The organism is Xylophilus sp. GOD-11R, from assembly GCF_033546935.1.
Taxonomy (GTDB): domain Bacteria; phylum Pseudomonadota; class Gammaproteobacteria; order Burkholderiales; family Burkholderiaceae_C; genus Xylophilus.
This window is the reverse complement of sequence record NZ_CP137854.1, coordinates 1,766,727-1,785,882: the sequence shown is the minus strand read 5'-3', so window position 1 is coordinate 1,785,882 and position 19,156 is coordinate 1,766,727. Positions and strand designations below refer to the sequence as shown.

30 protein-coding genes, 1 tRNA gene and 1 pseudogene are annotated in these 19,156 nt (G+C 62.7%); 16 read left to right on the top strand and 16 right to left on the bottom strand.

The features are described 5' to 3' along the window. The first annotated feature begins 11 nt into the window (after window positions 1-11). A complete protein-coding gene (locus R9X41_RS08325) occupies window positions 12-1,067 on the top strand; it encodes a DUF4238 domain-containing protein (RefSeq protein WP_318634405.1) in 1,056 nt (351 codons plus the stop codon). Here R9X41_RS08325 and terL read toward each other — a convergent pair. From terL to R9X41_RS08285, 8 genes are read right to left on the bottom strand one after another with little or no spacing between them, the layout of a single operon-like run. Then, window positions 1,064-2,470, bottom strand: coding sequence for a phage terminase large subunit (gene terL, locus R9X41_RS08320; RefSeq protein ID WP_318634404.1), 1,407 nt, complete (start codon window positions 2,468-2,470; stop codon window positions 1,064-1,066). The two genes, R9X41_RS08325 and terL, sit on opposite strands and share 4 nt — an antisense overlap. After that, window positions 2,454-3,011, bottom strand: a complete 558-nt coding sequence (locus R9X41_RS08315) for a helix-turn-helix domain-containing protein (protein WP_318634403.1) — start codon at window positions 3,009-3,011, stop codon at window positions 2,454-2,456. The genes terL and R9X41_RS08315 overlap by 17 nt, the downstream gene beginning before the upstream one ends. Further along, entirely contained in the window at window positions 2,990-3,475 is a 486-nt protein-coding gene (locus tag R9X41_RS08310; protein ID WP_318634402.1) for a hypothetical protein, read from the bottom strand. Before R9X41_RS08310 ends, R9X41_RS08315 begins: the two co-directional genes overlap by 22 nt. Next, a complete protein-coding gene (locus R9X41_RS08305; protein WP_318634401.1) occupies window positions 3,475-3,681 on the bottom strand; it encodes a hypothetical protein in 207 nt (68 codons plus the stop codon). Before R9X41_RS08305 ends, R9X41_RS08310 begins: the two co-directional genes overlap by 1 nt. Then, window positions 3,681-4,187, bottom strand: coding sequence for a hypothetical protein (locus R9X41_RS08300; protein WP_318634400.1), 507 nt, complete (start codon window positions 4,185-4,187; stop codon window positions 3,681-3,683). Before R9X41_RS08300 ends, R9X41_RS08305 begins: the two co-directional genes overlap by 1 nt. Beyond that, window positions 4,177-4,695, bottom strand: coding sequence for a hypothetical protein (locus R9X41_RS08295; RefSeq protein WP_318634399.1), 519 nt, complete (start codon window positions 4,693-4,695; stop codon window positions 4,177-4,179). The genes R9X41_RS08300 and R9X41_RS08295 overlap by 11 nt, the downstream gene beginning before the upstream one ends. Next, on the bottom strand, window positions 4,692-5,213 hold the full coding sequence (locus R9X41_RS08290) for a DUF1367 family protein (protein ID WP_318634398.1): 522 nt from the start codon (window positions 5,211-5,213) through the stop codon (window positions 4,692-4,694). The genes R9X41_RS08295 and R9X41_RS08290 overlap by 4 nt, the downstream gene beginning before the upstream one ends. Beyond that, window positions 5,210-5,554, bottom strand: coding sequence for a hypothetical protein (locus R9X41_RS08285; RefSeq protein ID WP_318634397.1), 345 nt, complete (start codon window positions 5,552-5,554; stop codon window positions 5,210-5,212). Before R9X41_RS08285 ends, R9X41_RS08290 begins: the two co-directional genes overlap by 4 nt. Window positions 5,555-5,599: 45 nt before the next feature. Between R9X41_RS08285 and R9X41_RS08280 the strand changes: the two genes are divergently transcribed. Further along, window positions 5,600-5,866, top strand: coding sequence for a hypothetical protein (locus R9X41_RS08280; RefSeq protein WP_318634396.1), 267 nt, complete (start codon window positions 5,600-5,602; stop codon window positions 5,864-5,866). 1 nt (window position 5,867) lies between these two features. On the opposite strand, the gene R9X41_RS08275 is transcribed toward R9X41_RS08280, so the two are convergent. From R9X41_RS08275 to R9X41_RS08250, 6 genes are all read right to left on the bottom strand, one after another. Then, entirely contained in the window at window positions 5,868-6,329 is a 462-nt protein-coding gene (locus R9X41_RS08275) for a hypothetical protein (protein WP_318634395.1), read from the bottom strand. Continuing rightward, on the bottom strand, window positions 6,326-7,243 hold the full coding sequence (locus R9X41_RS08270) for a hypothetical protein (protein WP_318634394.1): 918 nt from the start codon (window positions 7,241-7,243) through the stop codon (window positions 6,326-6,328). Before R9X41_RS08270 ends, R9X41_RS08275 begins: the two co-directional genes overlap by 4 nt. Further along, complete coding sequence (locus tag R9X41_RS08265; RefSeq protein WP_318634393.1) at window positions 7,240-7,599, bottom strand: hypothetical protein; 360 nt, start codon at window positions 7,597-7,599, stop codon at window positions 7,240-7,242. Before R9X41_RS08265 ends, R9X41_RS08270 begins: the two co-directional genes overlap by 4 nt. A 31-nt stretch (window positions 7,600-7,630) precedes the next feature. Then, a complete protein-coding gene (locus tag R9X41_RS08260; RefSeq protein WP_318634392.1) occupies window positions 7,631-7,840 on the bottom strand; it encodes a hypothetical protein in 210 nt (69 codons plus the stop codon). Window positions 7,841-7,851: 11 nt separating this feature from the next. Next, window positions 7,852-8,082 carry a hypothetical protein gene (locus tag R9X41_RS08255; RefSeq protein WP_318634391.1) on the bottom strand — a complete coding sequence of 77 codons (231 nt, stop codon included), beginning with the start codon at window positions 8,080-8,082 and terminating at the stop codon, window positions 7,852-7,854. 177 nt (window positions 8,083-8,259) lie between these two features. Further along, window positions 8,260-8,469, bottom strand: a complete 210-nt coding sequence (locus R9X41_RS08250; RefSeq protein WP_318634390.1) for a hypothetical protein — start codon at window positions 8,467-8,469, stop codon at window positions 8,260-8,262. An 83-nt stretch (window positions 8,470-8,552) separates the two neighbouring features. On the opposite strand from R9X41_RS08250, the gene R9X41_RS08245 reads away from it, so the two are divergent. The 11 genes and pseudogenes from R9X41_RS08245 (at window position 8,553) to R9X41_RS08190 (ending at window position 16,494) form a co-directional block, all read left to right on the top strand. Continuing rightward, on the top strand, window positions 8,553-9,224 hold the full coding sequence (locus tag R9X41_RS08245) for a S24 family peptidase (protein WP_318634389.1): 672 nt from the start codon (window positions 8,553-8,555) through the stop codon (window positions 9,222-9,224). A 35-nt stretch (window positions 9,225-9,259) separates the two neighbouring features. Next, window positions 9,260-9,922, top strand: coding sequence for a hypothetical protein (locus R9X41_RS08240; protein ID WP_318634388.1), 663 nt, complete (start codon window positions 9,260-9,262; stop codon window positions 9,920-9,922). A gap of 672 nt (window positions 9,923-10,594) precedes the next feature. Beyond that, the gene (locus R9X41_RS08235; protein WP_318634387.1) at window positions 10,595-10,843 is read left to right on the top strand and encodes a hypothetical protein; all 249 of its coding nucleotides are present in this window, start codon (window positions 10,595-10,597) and stop codon (window positions 10,841-10,843) included. Further along, complete coding sequence (locus R9X41_RS08230; protein WP_318634386.1) at window positions 10,840-11,067, top strand: hypothetical protein; 228 nt, start codon at window positions 10,840-10,842, stop codon at window positions 11,065-11,067. Before R9X41_RS08235 ends, R9X41_RS08230 begins: the two co-directional genes overlap by 4 nt. Window positions 11,068-11,129: 62 nt before the next feature. Next, the gene (locus tag R9X41_RS08225; protein WP_318634385.1) at window positions 11,130-11,345 is read left to right on the top strand and encodes a hypothetical protein; all 216 of its coding nucleotides are present in this window, start codon (window positions 11,130-11,132) and stop codon (window positions 11,343-11,345) included. Continuing rightward, window positions 11,342-12,381: pseudogene (locus R9X41_RS23685) on the top strand (RecT family recombinase). The gene R9X41_RS08225 and the pseudogene R9X41_RS23685 overlap by 4 nt, the downstream one beginning before the upstream one ends. Before the next feature lie 10 nt (window positions 12,382-12,391). Further along, window positions 12,392-14,185, top strand: a complete 1,794-nt coding sequence (locus R9X41_RS08210) for a YqaJ viral recombinase family protein (protein ID WP_318634383.1) — start codon at window positions 12,392-12,394, stop codon at window positions 14,183-14,185. Window positions 14,186-14,196: 11 nt separating this feature from the next. Further along, window positions 14,197-14,496: a KTSC domain-containing protein gene (locus tag R9X41_RS08205; RefSeq protein ID WP_318634382.1), complete on the top strand. Its 300-nt coding sequence runs from the start codon at window positions 14,197-14,199 to the stop codon at window positions 14,494-14,496. Next, a complete protein-coding gene (locus tag R9X41_RS08200) occupies window positions 14,493-14,684 on the top strand; it encodes a hypothetical protein (protein ID WP_318634381.1) in 192 nt (63 codons plus the stop codon). The genes R9X41_RS08205 and R9X41_RS08200 overlap by 4 nt, the downstream gene beginning before the upstream one ends. Then, window positions 14,681-15,445: a hypothetical protein gene (locus tag R9X41_RS08195; RefSeq protein WP_318634380.1), complete on the top strand. Its 765-nt coding sequence runs from the start codon at window positions 14,681-14,683 to the stop codon at window positions 15,443-15,445. Before R9X41_RS08200 ends, R9X41_RS08195 begins: the two co-directional genes overlap by 4 nt. Continuing rightward, entirely contained in the window at window positions 15,442-16,494 is a 1,053-nt protein-coding gene (locus tag R9X41_RS08190; protein ID WP_318634379.1) for a hypothetical protein, read from the top strand. Before R9X41_RS08195 ends, R9X41_RS08190 begins: the two co-directional genes overlap by 4 nt. A gap of 299 nt (window positions 16,495-16,793) precedes the next feature. Here R9X41_RS08190 and R9X41_RS08185 read toward each other — a convergent pair whose 3' ends face one another. Then, entirely contained in the window at window positions 16,794-17,102 is a 309-nt protein-coding gene (locus tag R9X41_RS08185) for a hypothetical protein (protein ID WP_318634378.1), read from the bottom strand. A 66-nt stretch (window positions 17,103-17,168) separates the two neighbouring features. On the opposite strand from R9X41_RS08185, the gene R9X41_RS08180 reads away from it, so the two are divergent. The 3 genes from R9X41_RS08180 to R9X41_RS08170 are packed head-to-tail and all read left to right on the top strand — an operon-like array spanning window position 17,169 to window position 18,942. Then, window positions 17,169-17,552 carry a DUF4326 domain-containing protein gene (locus R9X41_RS08180; RefSeq protein ID WP_318634377.1) on the top strand — a complete coding sequence of 128 codons (384 nt, stop codon included), beginning with the start codon at window positions 17,169-17,171 and terminating at the stop codon, window positions 17,550-17,552. After that, window positions 17,552-17,809 (top strand): excisionase family protein, encoded by a 258-nt coding sequence (locus tag R9X41_RS08175; protein WP_318634376.1) that lies wholly within the window; start codon window positions 17,552-17,554, stop codon window positions 17,807-17,809. The genes R9X41_RS08180 and R9X41_RS08175 overlap by 1 nt, the downstream gene beginning before the upstream one ends. Further along, window positions 17,785-18,942 carry a site-specific integrase gene (locus R9X41_RS08170; RefSeq protein ID WP_318634375.1) on the top strand — a complete coding sequence of 386 codons (1,158 nt, stop codon included), beginning with the start codon at window positions 17,785-17,787 and terminating at the stop codon, window positions 18,940-18,942. The genes R9X41_RS08175 and R9X41_RS08170 overlap by 25 nt, the downstream gene beginning before the upstream one ends. Window positions 18,943-19,028: 86 nt before the next feature. Here the strand turns inward: R9X41_RS08170 and R9X41_RS08165 are convergent. After that, window positions 19,029-19,105 (bottom strand) — tRNA-Val (locus tag R9X41_RS08165). Window positions 19,106-19,156: the final 51 nt, after the last annotated feature.

Here is a 19,156-nt window from a genome sequence, read left to right as displayed (position 1 = left end):
GGACTATCGCTATGCCAGATGGAAAGAACCAGCATTTTGTGCCGCAGAGGTATTTTCGAAAATTCTCTGCCGACGGCAAATCAATTTCGCTTTTCCAAAAACACACATCGAGATTTATTCGGGCCGCGTCAATTAAGCACCAAGCGAGCAAGGCGTGGTTTTACGGGGACGAGGAGATTGAAAAGGCTGTTACTGCTTTGGAATCCGTTGGAGGATCCGCAATCGACAAAATTTTGAGCGCCTCGGATTTGTGCGAATTGGATGACGAAACTTTTGATGGCATGCGCTTATGGCTTGCACTGCAGAGGCATAGGACAGAAGCTGCCCGCTCTGCATCTGCCAGCGTTGACAACGACCTGCTTCATTTATATTTAGAGTCGAAACTGCATATCATGGAAGAACAGGGCCCCTATTCCAGAGCCGAACTTGCGGCTGTAATCCCCAAATTAGAGGTTATTCCTGCGCAAGCCCAGTTAACAAAAATCGGAATAGGAGTGGAGCAAAGCCATAACCTCGACGATCTTGCAGTTGTTGTGTTAAAAAATAAAAGCACCAAGCCTTTTATATTTAGCGATGCCCCGTGCGTATATCACAATGTATTTTACGAAAAAGTAAAGGGAGTGGGAGTTCTAGGGGCGCGCTCAGTTGGCTTATTGATATTCCTACCTTTGAGTCCGGCCAAGTGTTTGATGGTCTATGACAGCAATGTGTATTCGATAAATCCTCCGCCGACTTTCATAAAAACGGTTGGGAATATTGCCGACATATCTGCCATCAACAGTTTGCAGATGCATTCGGCATCATCCTGTATATATGCATCAAACCATTTGGATGAAGGGTATGTTCGCTATCTTTGGGATACACAAAAAGACAGAGTAAAAGACAATTCTTTTGTAACTCGTAAATTTTCTTCTTTTGATTCGAACAATAGACCGTCTAGTGAACTTCGATTATATTACGAGCCAGTATTAAACATACAATTTAGACTATCGTTCATGAAAACCCAAAAGTCACCCGCCGGCGTCTTTTTTCGGTCGCGCGATGAATTTATGAACGGCCGGACCTAGGTAAATATCCCTGCCTGCGGATGCAGCAACGCATTGAATGCTCGCGCAGCGCCATCCACTTGGTCATCATATTTCCCGTTCGGAAACAGCCGGCACTCATCAACAAACTGCTGATTCCAAGCACCCTTGAGCAGCAGAACCGCGCCGGCGTTGATCTGGCTGGCGAGCGGCGTAGCGCGCGTCACCTTGTCGCCCGACTCCGGTGAGAAGTGCACCGCGTGGCCGGCGAGCAGCTTGGCGAACGCCAGCACTTGGCTCTTGCCGGCCTGCCCTGGATCCTGAGGCAGCGACTGCTTCAGCGCCCTGCCGTCGCTGGTGGCGGTGTTCTTGATGAGCATGTCCCGCTGATGAGTCTCGAACTGCTCGCGCACGGCGTGGCCGATGATGTACCGGCCATCGGCGAGCCGGCCCACCTTCACGCCGGCGGTGAAGTCGCCGGAGGCCGAGGCGCCCAAGTCCCAACCACGGCACCACTCGACCACGCCAGGCGGCGCGACGTCGACGACGATCATCAAATCGGGTTTGATAACCCCGCCCTCTGGTGGCGCCGGGCTCTGCCGGTACTGGCCGGCGAACACATACGGCGCAGCTTTTTCCATGGCGCGCAGCGTTTCGGCGCTGTGCTTCTCAGGCCACAGCGGCGTGCCGTCTTCGTTCCAGACCGGAAGGCAGACGTGTTCCCAGACCTCGCCGTTTCCGCCGGGCTTCACCCCTGGCTCCTCGCCAAGCAACCAGCCAGCCACGTCGCTTTCGTGCAGCCGCTGCATGATGACGATGATCGGCGTCTCGGGGCTGTTCTTCCGGCTCTCCAGCGTGTTCTGGAACCAGTCGATGACGTTCTGCCGCATGACGTCAGAGCGGGCCTCGTCGGCCTTGTGCGGGTCGTCGATGATGATGGCGCCGCCGAAACCCTCGCGGTGTTTGCCGGCTCCGAAACCGGTGATGGTGCCGCCGGTGCCGGTGGCGTACATCACGCCGCCCTTGGTCGTCTTCCAGTGGTGCTGGGCGTCGCTGGCCAAGTCAACGCCCGGGAAAATCTCCGCGAACACTTCGTGCTGCACCACGCTGCGCACTGCCGCGCTGTTGTTGACGGCCAGGGCGCCGCTGTAGCTGGCGTGGATGAACTCCGCGTCCGGCACTTTGCCGAACGCCCAGGCGATGAAGTTGACCACTGCAAGTTCGGTCTTCGAGTATCGCGGCGGGACGTTGATCACCAAGCGTTTGCACTCGCCTCGAAACACCCGCATAAGAGCCGCGCAGATGATTGAGTGGTGTGGCGCCTGCTGCCAGCGAAAGCCCTTGCGGCGTTGGAACATCCAGCGCGCAAATGCGTAGACATCGTCTCTCGCCGCTCGCCGTTGCTTCTCTACCAGCACACGAAGGCGATCACGGTTCGATGCCATACCGGGCCAACTCCTCCGCAAATTCCGCATCAGAGAGTTCCCGCAGCTGGTCCTCTGGCGGCGTGTCTTTCAGCTGCTTGACCGTTTCCTTGTTGGCCGCGATCAGGTTCAGCGCGATGGCCGCACTATCGTTGGCAAGCTTGGTCAGAGCGGCAACGCCTTTCAGGCTTTCCACAGAGGCCAGAGGTGATGCGTCGTCCACCTTTGACACCTCCGAATTGGCCAGGGCGCTGAGCCTGTGCGCCGTCTGGGCGCCGTACTGCGCCGCGCTGGCGAGGTTGTCGCTGATGGCCCGCAATTTCGATGCAAGGTTGTGCGCGGAAATCTGCGCGGAAATCGGCAGCGACATAACCGCGCGCTCTGTTGCAACTATCTGATTTGCAACAATTTTGATTGATTCAACGTGCGCGGTTTTGCGCTCGCGAATGGATGACTCCCCTACTCCGTATTCACGCGCGAGCGCTCGGACGGACTCTCCCTCCAACATCCGGCGCTCGATCTCCGCCCACTGGGCATCGCTCAGCTTTGACCGTCGGCCCATGTGCGGCTGTTCCTCATCTTGAATCGTTGCTTCTGCGGCTTGGGCGGGCGTTGGCGGGCGCGCCGCGCCTGTTCCTTGTCCTGCCACTCCTGTGTTTCCTGCTCCTGCACGGCGTAGACGCGGGTAACGCCATCGGTGCGCACCGCGCGAGTGATGACCTTGCGTGCCGCCTCGGGTGCGAACGTGCCCAGGGACTTCGGCCGCTCGCCGGCGGCGGCCAGATCCCATACGCTTGAGTAACCCAGGGTGCGCGGCAGCTTCTTGCCTTTGGCCTTGGTGATGCGCTGCGTCGGGTAGTCGTCGAGCGTGCCGCCCCAGAAGTCGGTCTGGGCGATGCGCGGCCGCCGGCCGGACCGGCGCTGCAGCCGCTTCTTCCGGCGCGGCTTGGGCTTCTTGCGCGGGCACGGCAGGGGCGCCGGCGGTTCCAGGCCAGGGAAAAGCTGGAGCTGCTCCTCTCTGAACATCAGGCTTCCAGGCGCGCGAGCGCCTTCTCCCGTGCCTTGACCACGGCGGGCGCAGCCTGCTGGAACTGCTTCTTGCCGCAGAGAGCCTCGGGACCGAAGGTGCGCGCGCGGCGGAAGACACCCACCTCGCGGGCGCACATGCCCATGCCCACGGCGCGCATGGGCGAGCCCTTCAGCTCCCAGTGGATGCAGGTGCCGCAGTTCATCAGCGGGCAAGCCCTGCGAAAGGGTTGGTTTTCTCGGGCCAGGCCACGCCTCTGCGGATCCGGCTCACCACGCTTTGGCGAATCCCGTGCTGGCGCTCGATCTCCACGCCAGTGAGCGTGCTGGACCTCACCAATGCCGCCACGGCTTCACCGTCATAGCCGGTTCGCGTCTTGTAGGCCTCGCGAAGCTTCTGCCCGCGTGCTGGGCTCCGGTGGGTGCCGGACTTAGTGGCCAACTTGATCACCGCGCTTCGATCAGCTTTGCACATATGAGCGAAGTTCAGGCATCGCACGCACTCACAGGTCATCAGGATGCAGTCGGCTAGCTGTAGCTCCTTGCCGGTGACCGCCTCCCAGATGATCCGGCGGCCAGACGCCGTGGCGCGGCCAGCCCAGGCAACGGGCAAGCCCTTCGGGTTGGTGGCGCCGGGCCAGATGAGGCAATCGCCCTCCTCGACGCAGCGGGCAAGCATGCGGTCGGCAATGGTTTTGAGGTCAGTCGTCAAAGGGGCCTCCCACTGGAGAAGCGTTGAGTTGGTTGAGTGCCCACTGCGCGGCTTTTTGATCCGCGTCAACGGCGCTGTAGCTGCTGGCGATCCAGCGCCATTCCTGGACCTGGAGCAGGTGAGCGCGCATGAAGGCGGCTTCCTTCGCGGCGGCGGTTGCTGGCCCCTGGTCGAGCCACCGGTGGTGGTAGTCACCAAGCCAGACGGTGTACTGGTCGTCAGCCTTACGGGCGCCCGCCTTGCCGTGGATCGAAAGGTTGCTGTGCGCGGCGACGGTGCTGTCCCAGGTACAGCGGGCAACGCCCCCAGCGACGCAGAGCAGGCACGGCTTGCCACGCGCCATGGCCAGCAAGTGCGGGTTTCGCTTGGGTTCTGTTTTCGGGATCGGCGCGGACGGTGCTCTCGCGCCTGTTGCGCCGCGATGCAGCGATCGCGACTGGAGCAGAGGCGCGGCGCGGCTGGGCTCATCGACCTGGCGCACGCGGGGTGCGTGACGGCGGAAGCTCATTCGTTGAAGCTCCCCAGGATCGACTCAACCATCTCGCTTCTGCGCTCGGGGCGCAGGTGGTTCCAGAGGGTCTTGCCGGCGTGCTCGGTGCGCAGGAAGTTGACGGCATCGCCATGGAATTTCTCCATGTCGCCCTGCTCGAGCTTCGAGTAGCTGATCGAGCGCGGGACCGGGATGACGCCGCCCTTGGGGCCCGGGTACCAATCGACGAAGCCGCTGCCAACTTTGAGCCAAGTGCGGAAGGCGTCGAAATCTTCGAACTTGTCCTGAGACTCGAAGAGCATCTGCTCCAGCGCCATGTGGCGGCGGTGATACCAGCCGAGCCGGGCCTGGTGCGTCTTGATGTCGATCATCTCGCCGGGCTCGAGCTTGAACACCCGGTTCCAGAAGCGGCGCCACTGGCGGCGGCCGGTACCGCCCAAGCCGTCGATGATGCTGAAGATGACCCGGCGCGCGACGGCGCGATCGCTTTCGCTGATCTCGACTGGATCGCAGCGAACGAGGGTGATGTCGCTCATGTGCGGGGCTCCACGGTGATGCCGACCATCCACTCGCCGGGCTTACCGCGGCGCTGGTCATATTTCCATTCGATCGAAGAGTCGGCGTCGTCGCGGCCGAGCCATTCGGCGACCTGGTCGACTGAAGCCTTCAGGCTGCCGCGCAGGTTGTCGTGTGCATCCAGCCCTTGGCCAGGCGAGATGCGGCACATCGTCACGGTCACGGGCCCGGCAGGCGGGCGATGCAACGCGAGCAGCCAGGCCACGGCGTGGCGCTCTGCCTTGACCCGGCGCGCGCGGGCTCGGAAGTGCTCCCGGTCGTTCTGGCCCGTCCCGGTGCGCAAAGGAACAAGTACCTTCATCGGGCAACCCCTAGCTTTGGTTGGAGCCGCCGGCGAGTACAAATCTTGCTGACTACCCTGCAGATCGAAATCGAAGTGGAGTTCGCTATGGATGCACCGTCATTCACGCGCTCGTGGGGCGCCAACCCACTGAAAGAAAGCGACGAGACCATCGCCGTCTTGGACGCATGGCATGACATCGAGCGTCGGCCCCGCACTCGCCCGCGCTCGACCCGTAGGCTGTGGACAGCCGTCGGGCTTGCGGTGGCGACTTGCGCAGTTGCAGCCTCTGTCCTGTTCCCCGAGCTTGCGCAATTGGTGGTTCGGGTGTGAGTCACGTTGCAAACCTCCGGGTCTCGGTACCGAGCGCCTCTCGGGCGAACTCCAGGGAGATCGGCCTCACCGTTTCGCCGGCCTCGTGACGGCGAATGATTCGGTGCGCCCACTCCCGTTGGCTCACGGCGGGCACCGCTACCTTCGACCGCAGTTCTCCCAGCCGCAGAAGTTCGGCCGCGACCTTTTCCGGATCGGTAACCACCGGCAGGAGCTTCACCTCCTCCAACGGCGCCCGGCGGCAGAGATTGCGGAACTCGATGACGTTGGGGCATCGCTCCGGAAGGTTCTCTAGCGCCCAGGCGATGGACTTCATGCTGTTGCCGAAGCCGGATAGTTCGTGAGTCCAGGCGGCCTTCACGTCCGACATCGGGTTGGTGCCGTGACTGCGCTCCCAAGCGGCGCCGTAGGTAGCCGACAAACGATTGAAGAGACGATCGATAGCTTCCGTAGACAGGCTCATGGCGCGGCCTCAAGTTGCAGATTTCGGTTTGGGGTGATGTCGATGACACGGCCGCCTGAAGCAGCCTGTCGATCCGGATGCACACGGCCGGTCATCTCCTCCCAGCGGGCCCAGCCGGCTTCGCGCTCTTGCTGGGCGAAGGATTTGGGCTGCGCCTTGGCCGGGCGGACGCCGGCAGCAGGCAGCGGCGCCACTGCCGCGTCACGGCGGCGACCCTCCGCAGTGGCCAGCGCATAGGCAAATGGCTTGCCCTTTTCCGCGGCCTCGGCAGCCGCCACGGTCAGCTCATCGAGGGTGATGCCGGCACCAAGGAGTGCGGCAAGTTGAGGGTGGCTCGGGTTCACAGCCTGAAGGCCGGCCTGCTTCATCGCCTTGCAAGCCTCGCCTGGGGTCGCTTGCGCAGCGTGCGCTACCTCGCCCGAACGAAGTGAGGGAGAGGTATTACTGGTTCCGGTTCCGGTTCCGGTGTCGGATTCACCGTGGAGTCCGGTCGGTGTCACGCGTGACACTGGCGCTACTTTTTCGGACTCCTGTCTGATTCGTGCGCGTCTCTGCGCCTGTCGATCGGAGTCGCTACGACGCTTGGTCATCATTTCTTCGACACGCGCGATCAGGGTGTCGTGGTACAGGCGGCCGTCCTCGCCTAGCCACCACCCGCGCAGCAGCACCGATCGAGCCTTGGCAAATGCCTTTGGTGTCATGCCCACGCGCGCTGCGATCAATTCGTCGGCGGCCGGCAACGAGCCGCATGGCGTTTGCTCCCAAGATGTCATCCAGAGCATGAGCAGCCATGGGCGCACTTCTGCCGGCGCGAGTGCCCAGGTGTCGGACTGTCGGATACGCTCGTGGTCAAGCTCGAAGCGCCAGCCCTTTGCGCGCGTGTCAGCCGGGTATGGGACGGGTCGTGTCGTCACCGGGCCACCCTCGCGTACACGCGGCCACCAGCGGTGCCATGTCCAAACATGCGCGGGCAATCGGCCACGGCCCGGATCTCGTTCTCGCGAAGGGCGCGGGCATAAACCGACCCAAAAGCGCGGCGCTCGACGGGATCTATGCCGGCCGCCACGCAGGCCAAGGTCACAAGCTCGCCGGAGATCGGGCCATGCTCGGCGATGTAGGCCAGCACGAATGCATAGGCCCGCTCGGCGAAGTTCGGGCAAACGCCTTCAGCCTTCTCGGCGGCCAGGGTCGCCCCGACAACGCCGGCGGCGCGCGCGGCATCCATCGGAATCGGCAGGCTCATACCGAGCTGCAGCTGGAGGGTCTTCATGGCGAGCTTTTGAGTAACTCTGGAGTCGCGCTTAGTGAGCGGCTCGGCTGCCGAACAGGCGCGAGAAGAGTCCAGGCGCGCCAGGGCGCGGGGTGGTCCGGCGGCGGCGTGATTCCTGAAGAAGCATGAGCAGGCATGCCTGATCAAAGGCCACTCCCCACTCGTCTGCCTGCTCCTGGATCTCGCGAAAATCGGCTTCAGAAAAGCCGGTGAGGTCCAGGCGCATTTCGTTCTTTTGCATGGAGCCTTTCCTCATGCGGCGCTCAGGCCGGAGAAGGCGTTTTTGTCAAGGCGCATGGGAGCAAGAGAATTTTTCGCATGCCGCCTTGCCCTTGCCAGCTTCAGAAGCTCCTCACGAAGAACCGCAGCCGGTTCGCCGCCGCCCAAGTCATCGACCAGCCATTCCAATTCGGCGTGTTCCTGGTCGTGGGTGCGCAGCATCGTGAAAGGCTTTCGGACGAGAGAACGATTGCGGAGCGTCATGGCTGGGTCTTGGGTGGATTGAGAAAAGGGGTTGGGTCAAAACCGCGCTGCGGCCTGGCACACGCCATAGACCAAGCCGGCCAGCGCCAGGAAGTCGAGGCGACGAAGAGGGTGATGACCGCTCAAGGTTCGGACGAAATGGCCGGCGCAAAGCACGTAGAGAGCGAGGGCCATGCGTCAGGCCCCCTCTTTCGCCAGGGCAGGCTCGGAGGTAGTAAGGCCAGGCATGAAAAGGTCCGGCCGCTCAACCTTTACGCTCGAGGGGATGCCGCGCGTCAGCCAGTTCTGAACTCGTTGCACGCCGCCTCTGGCCTTGTCGTAGCCCAAAAGCTCGGCAACCCTCGTGGGGCCGCCAAGGCGCTTGATCAGGTTGGTGTCGTCGTCCATCAACCAATTAAACGCAGCGTTTAAACAAAATGTCAAACAGAACGTTTAACAACATTTTGTTTAGTCGGCAAACAATCTGCGGCATGCACCCGACCGCCGCACGGCTCTACGAAGCCGCCCAGACCCTCCGACAGACGACCGGGCAGTCCGCTGTGGCGAAGCTGCTCAACGAATCGCCTCAGACGGTCAAAAACTGGGAGACGCGCGGCGTTTCAAAAGCAGGCGCCATCAAGGCGCAAACAGCGATCGGCTGCAGCGCAACTTGGTTGACCAGCGGCGCCGGCGCAATGGGTGCCGGGTCGGCTGTCTACGAACGGCCGACCGGCAGCCTGGATGTCGACACAACGAAGGTGCGCCACGTATATGTGGTCGGGAAAGGCAGCGGAGGCATGGCAGAACGCATGTGGACGGATGGCGATTACCCAGTCGGCGCCACTGACTCCTGCGCAGAGATTGCCACCTCGGACCCGCACGCTTTCTTGGTTGAGGTGGACGGGTCGTCCATGGTGCCCCGATATAACCCTGGCGAATTCGCTCTCGTAGAGCCTGGCACCGAGCCCGAGCTCGAGGACGATGTGCTGGTCCGCTTGGCCACCGGCCAGACCATGATTAAGCGGCTGCTTTCCCGCCGGGCCGGCTGGCGCTTCGGCAGCTATAACGTAGCGGAAACGCTGCACTACGAGTTGGCCGATGTGACTTGGGTTTATTACATCGCGCACCCTGTGCCACGGCGGAAGATCAAAACTCGCTGCTGATAGGCAGAGACCCTGAGAGAAATGACGCAAAGGCAATGATGACCGGAATTGAGACTCGCGCAGATGCGAAGAAGCGCACGACCACCGGCCCCGCCGCCACCCTTAAGCGTCACCTTCGAAAAGTAGCCATCGCTGCCGCAGCAATGGCGGCTTTCTCAGCGGCCCAGGCAATTGAGCAGGCCTCAGGTGGCGGCCAGGATTGGGGCCCGATGCCTTGGCCGACAACGGTCAATCTGTCCAAGACTGAAGACTTCCTAACCGCCGCCCGGCTCATCGAGCAAACTGTCGGCGACAAGGAATACGCAGACAGATTCCAGGTCTACCGGATGTGCACCGAGCTGGCGCTGCGCAACCTGCCCACGTATGCCATTGATCCCGTCGGCGCAATGGTCTACACCGCAGTCCGCGGATGCACGAGACAGATGGACAGCTACGTTCTGCTGTTCGTCCAAGACCCACGATTTAAAGCCGACTACTACGTCGCCCATGCGATCCAGCGCATTGCCCAGCAAGATCGTCAAATAGAACTCCTGCCGCTCGCCGAACGTTTACAGCGCCCAACCATCAAACCTTCTCGGCCGGGAATGCTGGACAAAGTTCGAGACTTCTTCAACGTCGATGCGCGCCCGAAGCAGGAGCAGAAGGTCAGTACCGGTCAACAGGACAACCAGACCACACTATCCAAGCCTAAGCCTTAGTACGCTCGCGTGAGTTGGCGCACTCGGTGCCGCACCGAAAGACAATAGCCGCTGCAGACAAGGAGAGGCTATGCGAGACGGATTATTGAGAATTGGCCTCATCGTTAGTCTTTCAGCCAATGCAGCAGGCCCGCTCACAGTCAGCGACTGCAAGGCCATGAAGACTGACGCGATGCGGCAGCAGTGCCTGCTTTCCGCTACAGACGCGCCCCCTAATGCCCCCCGGCAAGACGTACAGCACTCGCGAGGCGCAAGGGCGTGGGCCGGTTTACATCGACCAATCGGCGCCCCCAGTCCCGATTGCGCCTTTACAGCCGTATGTGAACGTCGCCCCCGGAAACCCATCGCCGAGGCAACGTTAACGGTTGGCAAAATTGCCATGGTCAACCGACTTCTCCATGTGAAGGCACGCCTATAAACCAGGCCGGCCGGCTGGAACAGTGGTGAGCTCCAAACTCATCGCCTTAAGCACCTTGACCACCGCGTCAAACCGATGCCGCGCTGCTTTGAAAAGCGTTGTACAGGCTCTCGCATCCTAGCCCTGTCGCTTCGGCAATTCCTGCTATCGCCTCGCTGTGTTGGCTCCTTACACGTTCTGTTAAACAAACCGTTTGACCGAAGTTTAAACGTAATGTTTAATTCATCCCAACGCAACCAACCGGAGCGATGGGAATGCAAAAGAACCGAGGGGCCACCGCTGCGCCCCACCTGACTCAGATCACGCAAGCCGGCGCCGCCCAAATCGTGGCGGACTTCCGCTCCAAGCATGCGGTCGACGACTGCGACATGCCGGCCCTCCGCGCTGCACAACACCCGGTCCGCGAATGGACCGAGGAGCGTGCGATCGCCATGGATCTGCAGATCGCCGCGATGAAGGCAGACGGCCGCTACGACCTCTGCATGCATGGGGGCCGGGCATGACCACGTCCCTTACCGCCAAGCTGCGTAAACGCGCAGAGCGCGCCGAGGGCATGGCCCTGGGCATGGGCTTCCTGCTCTTGAAGTTGCGGGCTCAGTACGGCAACGATTTCGGCTACGGCATGGCTGAGCAGGTGGACCAAGCCATCGCTGACTACCGTAGCTTGGCTGCAGCTATGGCGCAGCGCGGGAACGCCCCGATCGCTCAGCAAGGCGGCTCCGCATGACCCGCCGCCCTTCTCTCTCCTGCCGCTGGCTGAACGAAACCGGATGTGCTCTCGCAGCTGCCATGGCCGTCGTCCTGCTGCTCGGGACGGCCACAAACCGCGATAGCGAGGCCGACCAGATCACCGCTGAGATCGTTGCCGAGCGCGGCGCCGAGGCGACCGATCTGCAGCTCGCCCTCTACGTGGCTGAGCACCCCGCCGCCCGGCCCCAACACCCCACCGCTGCGCAGCCCGTGCGCCGCCGGCATTCCTCTACCCAACCCGAAAGCGCCGAATGAACGCTGTAGCCCAAACCGAAACCGCGGCCCTGGCCGTCAGCAGCGCCAGCGCCGGCGCTTTGTTGATGGACAGCGCCAGCATGGAACGTCTCGAGCGCATCGCCAACCTTATGGCGAGCGGCAAGACGACCGTGCCTCAACACTTGCGCAATAGCCCGGGCGACTGCTTCGCCATCACCCTGCAGTCGATGCAGTGGGGCATGAACCCCTTTGCCGTCGCTCAGAAGACCCACTTGGTGAACGGAACGCTTGGCTATGAGGCTCAGCTGGTGGCCGCCGTCATCAATAGCAGCGGCGCAGTGAAGGACCGGTTTCATTTCGAGTGGTACGGCCCCTGGGAAAAGGTCATCGGGAAGTCGTCATCAAAAAGGGTGACAAAGGGGAGTACCGGCAGCCGGGCTGGACCATGGAGGACGAGACCGGCTGCGGTATCCGCATCTGGGCCACCCTTCGCGGCGAAGACCAACCTCGCACGCTCGAGCTCCTTCTGGCCCAAGCCCGTGTCCGGAACTCCACGCTGTGGGCCGACGACCCCAAACAGCAGCTCGCTTACCTCGCGCAGAAGCGCTGGTCTCGGCTCTACGCGCCGGACGTGATTTTGGGCGTCTATTCGCCAGACGAGATCACAGCCCCTGGTGAGACCTTCATGGGTATGGCCGATCTCGTCGGCGCGCCACCACCGCCGCCGGCTCAGCCTGCCCGTGAGGCGTGGCCTGACGACGCCTTCAAAAAGCGCCTCCCCAAGTGGCAGGCCTCGATCGACAAGGGCACGAGCGCCGAAGAAATCATTGACTTCGTTGAGTCGAAGAGCGTGCTTAGCGAAGAGCAGAAAGCCATGATCCGCGCCCTCAAGCCGACCACGGTCGCCGAGCCCAAGACCGCCGTGACCTTTGCCCAGGTCGCCGACGGCATCCGCCTCGCTACCAACCTCGAGCAGCTTTCCCAGGCTGCCGAGCTGATCGGCGAGGTCGCCGACCCCGAGCAACGCAAGGAACTCACCGCGCTGCACGACGCCCGCCAATTCGACCTGACCTGAGGAATACCACATGCAAACGCACAAGCTCCAGCAGGGCACGGCCGAATGGCTGGCCCACCGCGCTCGCCACTTCAACGCCAGCGACGCCCCGGCCATGATGGGCGTCTCGCCTTACGAAACCCGCACTGAGCTGGTCAAGCGCCTGGCCACCGGCATCACGCCCGAGGTAACGGCTGAGGTGCAGATGATCTTCGCGGAAGGCCACCGCTCCGAGGCCCTCGCCCGCCCGCTCGCCGAAGAGATCGTCGACGACGACCTCTATCCGGTCACCGGCACAAACGGAAAGTACTCGGCATCTTTCGACGGCCTGACGATGGATCGATCGATCGCTTTTGAGCACAAGAGTCTCAACAGCGCCATTCGCGCGGCGCTGCCCAACGACACGCAAGAGTGGGACGGCGCCCTCCTGCCGGACGTGTACCGCGTACAGATGGAACAGCAGTGCCTGGTCGCCGGCTGCGACCGCATCCTGTTCCTTGCCACGAAGTGGGACGGCGACAGTTTGGTCGAGAAGCGTGCGGCCAATTACCTGCCTGACCTCGACTTGCGCGCCCGGATCATTGCCGGCTGGGCGCAACTGGAAGCCGACGTCGTCACTTATGTGCCCACCGAAAGAACCGCGCCCGTCATCGCTGCGCCGGTGCAGACCCTGCCTGCCGTATCGCTTCGCCTGAATGGCGCCCTCACCGTGGCGTCGAACCTGCCGGAGATCAGCACCGCTCTGCGCGCCTTCATCGACCGCATGGTGCCGAAGCCAGCCACCGACCAGGAATTCGCGGATGCCGAAGCAGAGTGCAAGGCGCTGAAGAAGGTCGAGGAAGCGCTCGAAGCCGGTGAGACCGCTGCGCTCGCCGAGCTCGGCGACATCGATGCCATGCGCCGGATGGTGGCTGACCTGCGCGGCCTGGCGCGCACCACCCGGCTCGGGCGCGAAAAGCTAGTCGCCGCGGAGAAGGAAAACCGGCGGCTGCAGATCGTGACCGACGCCACTCGCCTGCTTAAGGCCCACGTCGAGGCGCTCAACGTGCGGCTCGGCCGGCCGTACATGCCCGCTGTGACGGCCGACTTCGGCGGCGCCATCAAGGGCAAAAAGAACCTCGACAGCATGCAGGATGCCGTCGACACGCTGCTGGCCAACACCAAGATTGCGGCGAACGAAACCGCTGACCGCATACAGGCCAACCTCACGACCCTGCGTGAGATGGCCCACGCGCACCACTTCCTTTTCGCCGATACCGCCCACCTGGTGCTCAAGGCAAACGACGACCTCACCGCCTTGGTGCGGACACGTATCGCAGACCATCAACGGCAGGAAGAGGCCAAGGCAGAAGCCCAGCGCGAGCAGATCCGCGCCGAGGAACGTGCCCGCGCCGAACGAGAGGCACGCGTCGCCGAGCAACAGCGCCTGCAGGCCGAGCAGCAGGAGCGCGAGCGCCAGACCGAGGCACAGCGGAAGACCGAGGCGGCAGAGCGCCAGCGCCAGCAGGCCGCCGAGTCGACGCGCGCTGTGGTGCAGACAGCCACCGCCGCCGCCCAAGCTGCCGCCGCGCCGCCGGCGGAACCAGAGATCTTGACGCCCAACACCTTTGAGGAACCAGCGGCCGATGAGGTGCCGACCCTGCGGCTTGGCCAGATGGCCGAGCGCCTTGGCTTCGCCCTGCCCGGCGCCTTCCTATCCACGTTGGGCTTTGAGCCCGCCGGCAAGGAGCGCGCCGCTCCCCTGTATCGCGAATCCGACTGGCTGCGAATCACCGCCGCTCTGGTCGCCCACATCAACCGCGTGCGCGCCCTGCAGGCCGCTTGAAGGAGATCGGCATGCCCAAGACCTTCCCCATCGCTCAACCCTTCTCCGAAGGCGAGCCCCTGGCCATCAACCGCCAAGCCGTCGAGTCCAACCAAGTCGCGGAGATCGGCTACGACCCTGAGACGAAGACCCTGGCTGTGACGTTCACCCGTGGCCAAGCGCTCTACCAATACCCCAACGTCGAACCCGAGACGCACGCCGCGTTCTTGGCCGCCGAGTCGATTGGCAAGTTCTTCGGGGAGCACATCAAGGCCCTGCCGTTTAAGAAGTTCAAGCTGCCGGAGGTGGCGGTCGCTGGAGGCCGTCCATGACCCCCATCACCCTAGACAAGGACACCCTCACCCGCCTGATGTGCCAACAAAACATCGGGGGCGAGATGGTCCGCATGATCGTTAACCAGGCTGTGGCGGCAGTGCCGGCGCAGGAGGAAGAGGTCGCCTGCCGTGGCGCCATCGTCCGCGATGCCGCCCTTACCCAGGCGGTGGAGGGGCAGGGATGAGTCGCATCGTCTGTCAGTTCAGCTGTGGTGCGGCGTCCGCCGTGGCCACGAAACTCGCCCTGGCCCAGTACAGCCGCAGCCATGACGTGCAAGTAGTCAACGCCTTCATCAAGCAGGAGCACGAGGACAACCGTCGCTTCCTGGCCGACTGTGAGCGGTGGACCGGCCGCAGATTCACCCAGCTGCGCGACCAGAAATACGGCGCCGACATCATCCAGGTGTTCCGCAACCGCCGCTTCATCAAGGGCCCACGCGGCGCGCCGTGCACCCGTGAGTTGAAACGCAAGCTGCTGGCCGATTGGGAGCAGCCGGGCGACATCCTGGTATTTGGCTTCACCGCCGAGGAGGAAGACCGCTGGGACGACTGGATGCAGCACAACCCGGGCCGCGTCGCGCTGGCGCCGCTGGTCACCGCCGGCCTGAACAAGGACGACTGCAAGGCAATGGTCTTGCGTGCGGACATCCGTCTGCCGGTGATGTACGAGTTGGGCTACGACAACGCCAATTGCAAAGGCTGTGTCAAGGGTGGCGAAGGTTACTGGCGGGCCATCCGCGAGGACTTCCCCGAGGAGTTCGAGGAAATGTGCTGCGTGCAGGACGAGCTTGGCGCAGGCAGCTGGTTCCTGCGCTACCGCAGCGGCCCTTTGAAGGATCAACGCTTCCCGCTGCGCGACCTGCCGGTCGGCCCGGCTATGCGCAACGAAAAATTGCCGTCCTGCAGCTTCTTCTGTGAGATGGCGGAACAGGAGTACACAGCATGACCCCCACAAACGAATCCTCCCGCCGCGCCCAAGCACCAAGCGGAGCGGCTGAGACGGTGGCGCCTACCGGCGACGAACTTCGCGCAATCGCCCGCAGCGCACGAACCAGCGCCAGCGATCCAGCATCGCCCGAAGAGCTTGTGCAGGCCGGCTGGAAAGCTGCCATCGCCCGCTTTGGCGCGCCACCTGCTACGGCGCCGGCAGAGAGCTTTCAGCTTCGCGTTCAGCCGTGGATGATGGCGTGCTTCGGCGAGATGATCGCCGGCGATCGAGAGGAACGAAATCACCGATTCCTGGAAGAAGCTCTGGAGCTTGTGCAATCCACCGGCTGCACGGCCAGCGAAGCTCACCAGCTGGTGGACTATGTGTACGGCCGGCCTGTCGGCGAGCCGGCGCAAGAGGTCGGAGGCGTCATGGTCACGCTGGCTGCTCTGTGTCTTGCCAACGGCCTGGACATGCACGATGCCGCCGAAGTCGAGCTGGCCCGCATATGGACGAAGGTCGAGGCGATACGCGCAAAACAGGCCGCAAAGCCCAAGCACTCGCCACTACCCGCCGCGCCTGCCGCGCAGGCAAGCCAGCCGGTGACGCTCAGCAACTCCGAGATACTTCAGGCTGCGGCCGAGCTGCGCGGCGTTCCGTGGCGGATCGGCGGGCGGTCTGTCGAAGTCTTGCAGTTCGCTCGTAAGGTGCTGGCCCTCGCCGCCCCTGTCGCCACCACCCAGCCTGCAGCGCATAGGGCAGCGGAAGCGACCAACTTTAATGCCGGCGTTGAGGCTGCCGCGAAGTGGGTCGACAAGCGCCGCAACGACTACATGGATGAACATGGTAGTTACGACCTAGAAACTGGCGGCACAGGTCTATCCTGCGCGGGCCAGGAGTACGTAGGCGAGCTTGAGGAGATAGCGGAAGGGTTGCGATCCTTGCTGCCGTGCGATCGGCCGTCCGCCGGTTGGCTATGCACACGGCCCCGAGGACATACCGGTCAATGCGCCGCCATGGCCGCCAGCCCCGTCAACCGTGAGCGGCCGAGAGGTAAGTCAGCATGATCGCCTCCGCCTACCCATTACCTCGGGTTCGGTGCCACCTACCTGCGGCGAAGCTCCGCATGTGCGAACGCAAAGTCGCGAGCCGCATTGAAAGCCTCTCCATCCGAGCTGTAGCGACCCGCACTATTTCGCACCGCGCTTCCGTCCTCGGAACGATAGGTCCAGTCCCATTGCCCCACTGCATCCTCCGCGAGCGTGATGTTTATGAGCCAACCCTTTACGTTCACAGTCGCGTCCAAATTTGCCTCCCATCATCAAACGATGATCTGTTGAAGGCGAGTTTTGCCAATAACAGCAGATCAGAAGCGCGGCAAAGCACTCAAGCGCGAGTCAGCGGGCACGCTGGGCGAGTCAACCGGAATGCCGCCGTCGCCAAAGGGACGGGGGACTGCACCGATGCGATTCACGACGCCGGACTGCCCCCAGACATAAACCAGTCCAGCGTGTGCTGCAGCGACTACTCGGTCATTTCCCACCGTTTCCTCCCACTGCCCTTGGCCCGTCGGTTCGTCCAAGAGATGGAGGCGCCATTGGAATTTCGACGGATAACCGTCGGTGCCATAGCGGACTGCGATCAATCGGTAGACGGCCTTGACGTGAGAAAACATTGGATTGCAAGAAGGCAATGTGTCGGCTCGCCACCCGCTATGGTGCCAACGTCCTTTGGAAATGTGATGACCAAGCATAAAACAACCGAGCCGGTACGCATTCATCTGAGCCGCGCCGCCGGCTGGCGCATGCCGGCCGACACCGTGAAGGTCGACCGATCGACGATCTGGGGCAACCCATTCCGTGTCGGCGACACCTACGTCGGCACGCACGGCGAGCAGCTGGTGAAGGACAACGCCATGGCCGTGGTGCTGTTTCGCGACTTGGTGGAGCGCCAGGGCGGCTACATGGCCGAAACGAAGCGCCAGGGCAACGCATGGGTCTCGCTCGCCGACATTCGCCGCGAGCTGCGCGGCAAAAACCTCGCTTGCTGGTGCAAGGCCGGCACGCCCTGCCACGCCGACGTGCTGATCGAGCTGGCGAACGAAGAACAGAAAGGAGGCGCCTGATGCGCGCAGCTGCAAACCAACACCTCAGCGTGGTGTCCCCGCCGGCGCCAGCGAAAGCAAAACCGTACGTGCGGGCCGCCCGGTTCGTCACTGTCGAACTGGCCGCCACGATCATGGGACTGTCAGAAGAGGCCATCCGCAAGCGCCTGTCGCGCGGCGTGTGGCTGGAGAACAAGCAATTTCGCCGCGGCCCCGATGGCCGGGTGTGGATCGACATGGAGGGGATTGAGGCATGGGTTCTGGCCGAAACGGCGTAGAGGTTCGAGAGACCAGCATCCGGCTGTTCTTCGTGTGGCAGGGCAAGCGCTGCCGTGAGACCCTCACGGTGGGTGGCCGTCCCCTCGGCCCGACCCCGGCAAATCGCAAATACGCCGAACGGGTTGCCGCCGAGATCCGCGACAAGATCCGGATCGGCACGTTCAATCTGGCGGACTACTTCCCGGACAGCCCGCGTGCTGGCCAGGCCGGAGCCATGGAAACGGTGCTGGCCGACATGTGCGCCACCTGGCTGAAAACGAAAGGCCGGCTCGCAACGAAAACCCAGAACCAGTACCGGAACGCACTCGACGTGTGGATGGAACTGCTGGGAGGCCAGACGCCGATGGCGAAGCTAACCCACGGTGTCATCGCCGCGAAGGTGGGCAGCCACCCCTGGGCCTCGGCCAAGTTGCTGAACAACTACCTCATCCCGTTGCGCGGGGTGTTCAAGCTCGCGGGCCGAGAATTGGATCTCGACGACCCGATGGAGGGCATCGAGAACAGCCGCCACCAGCAGGCCGTGCCCGACCCGCTATCCCCTTCCGAAATGGAATCGATCCTGCGTGCCATGACGAAGGAGTGCGATCCGCGCATCACAGCCTATTTCGAGTTCGCCTTCTTGACCGGGCTGCGGCCGGAGGAGCTGATCGAATTGCGGTGGTCGGACATCGACTGGAACCACGAGACAGCCCGGGTCCAGCGTGCTCGGACCGCCGGCGAGGTGAAAGCCCTGAAGACGTACGCCGTCCGGGACGTCGACCTAGTGGGCCGCGCCGTGCAGGCGCTGCAGCGGATGAAGCCATGGACGTTCGTGGCCGGCGAGGAAATCTTCCAGAACCCAGTGACGAACAGGGCATTCCACGACGAGCGGAGCCAGCGCGACCACTACTGGAAACCGGTCCTCCGCCGGCTGGGCATTCGTGCGCGGCGGGCCTACCAGACGCGCCATACTTACGCCACCAACGCTCTGAGCGCAGGCGTGAACCCATCCTATGTCGCGCGCCAGATGGGACACGCGAACGCGAAGATGCTCTTCACGGTCTATGCGAAATGGATCGACGGTGCCGACCGTGGCCGTGAAAAAGCCAAGATGGAGGCAATGCTCGAGCTCGGCCAGCGCAAGACTGGATAGCCCAAAGCAAAACGGCCGCCAGGATCACCTAGCGGCCGCAATTTCTTCAAAGTTCCCAGGAAGTTCCCTGGCTACCAATGGTTAATTGGTAGGCGCGATTGGACTCGAACCAACGACCCCCACCATGTCAAGGTGGTGCTCTAACCAGCTGAGCTACGCGCCTGTATGTCGTCGAGACCGCGATTATTGCACGAAAAATCCTGCTTCGACAACA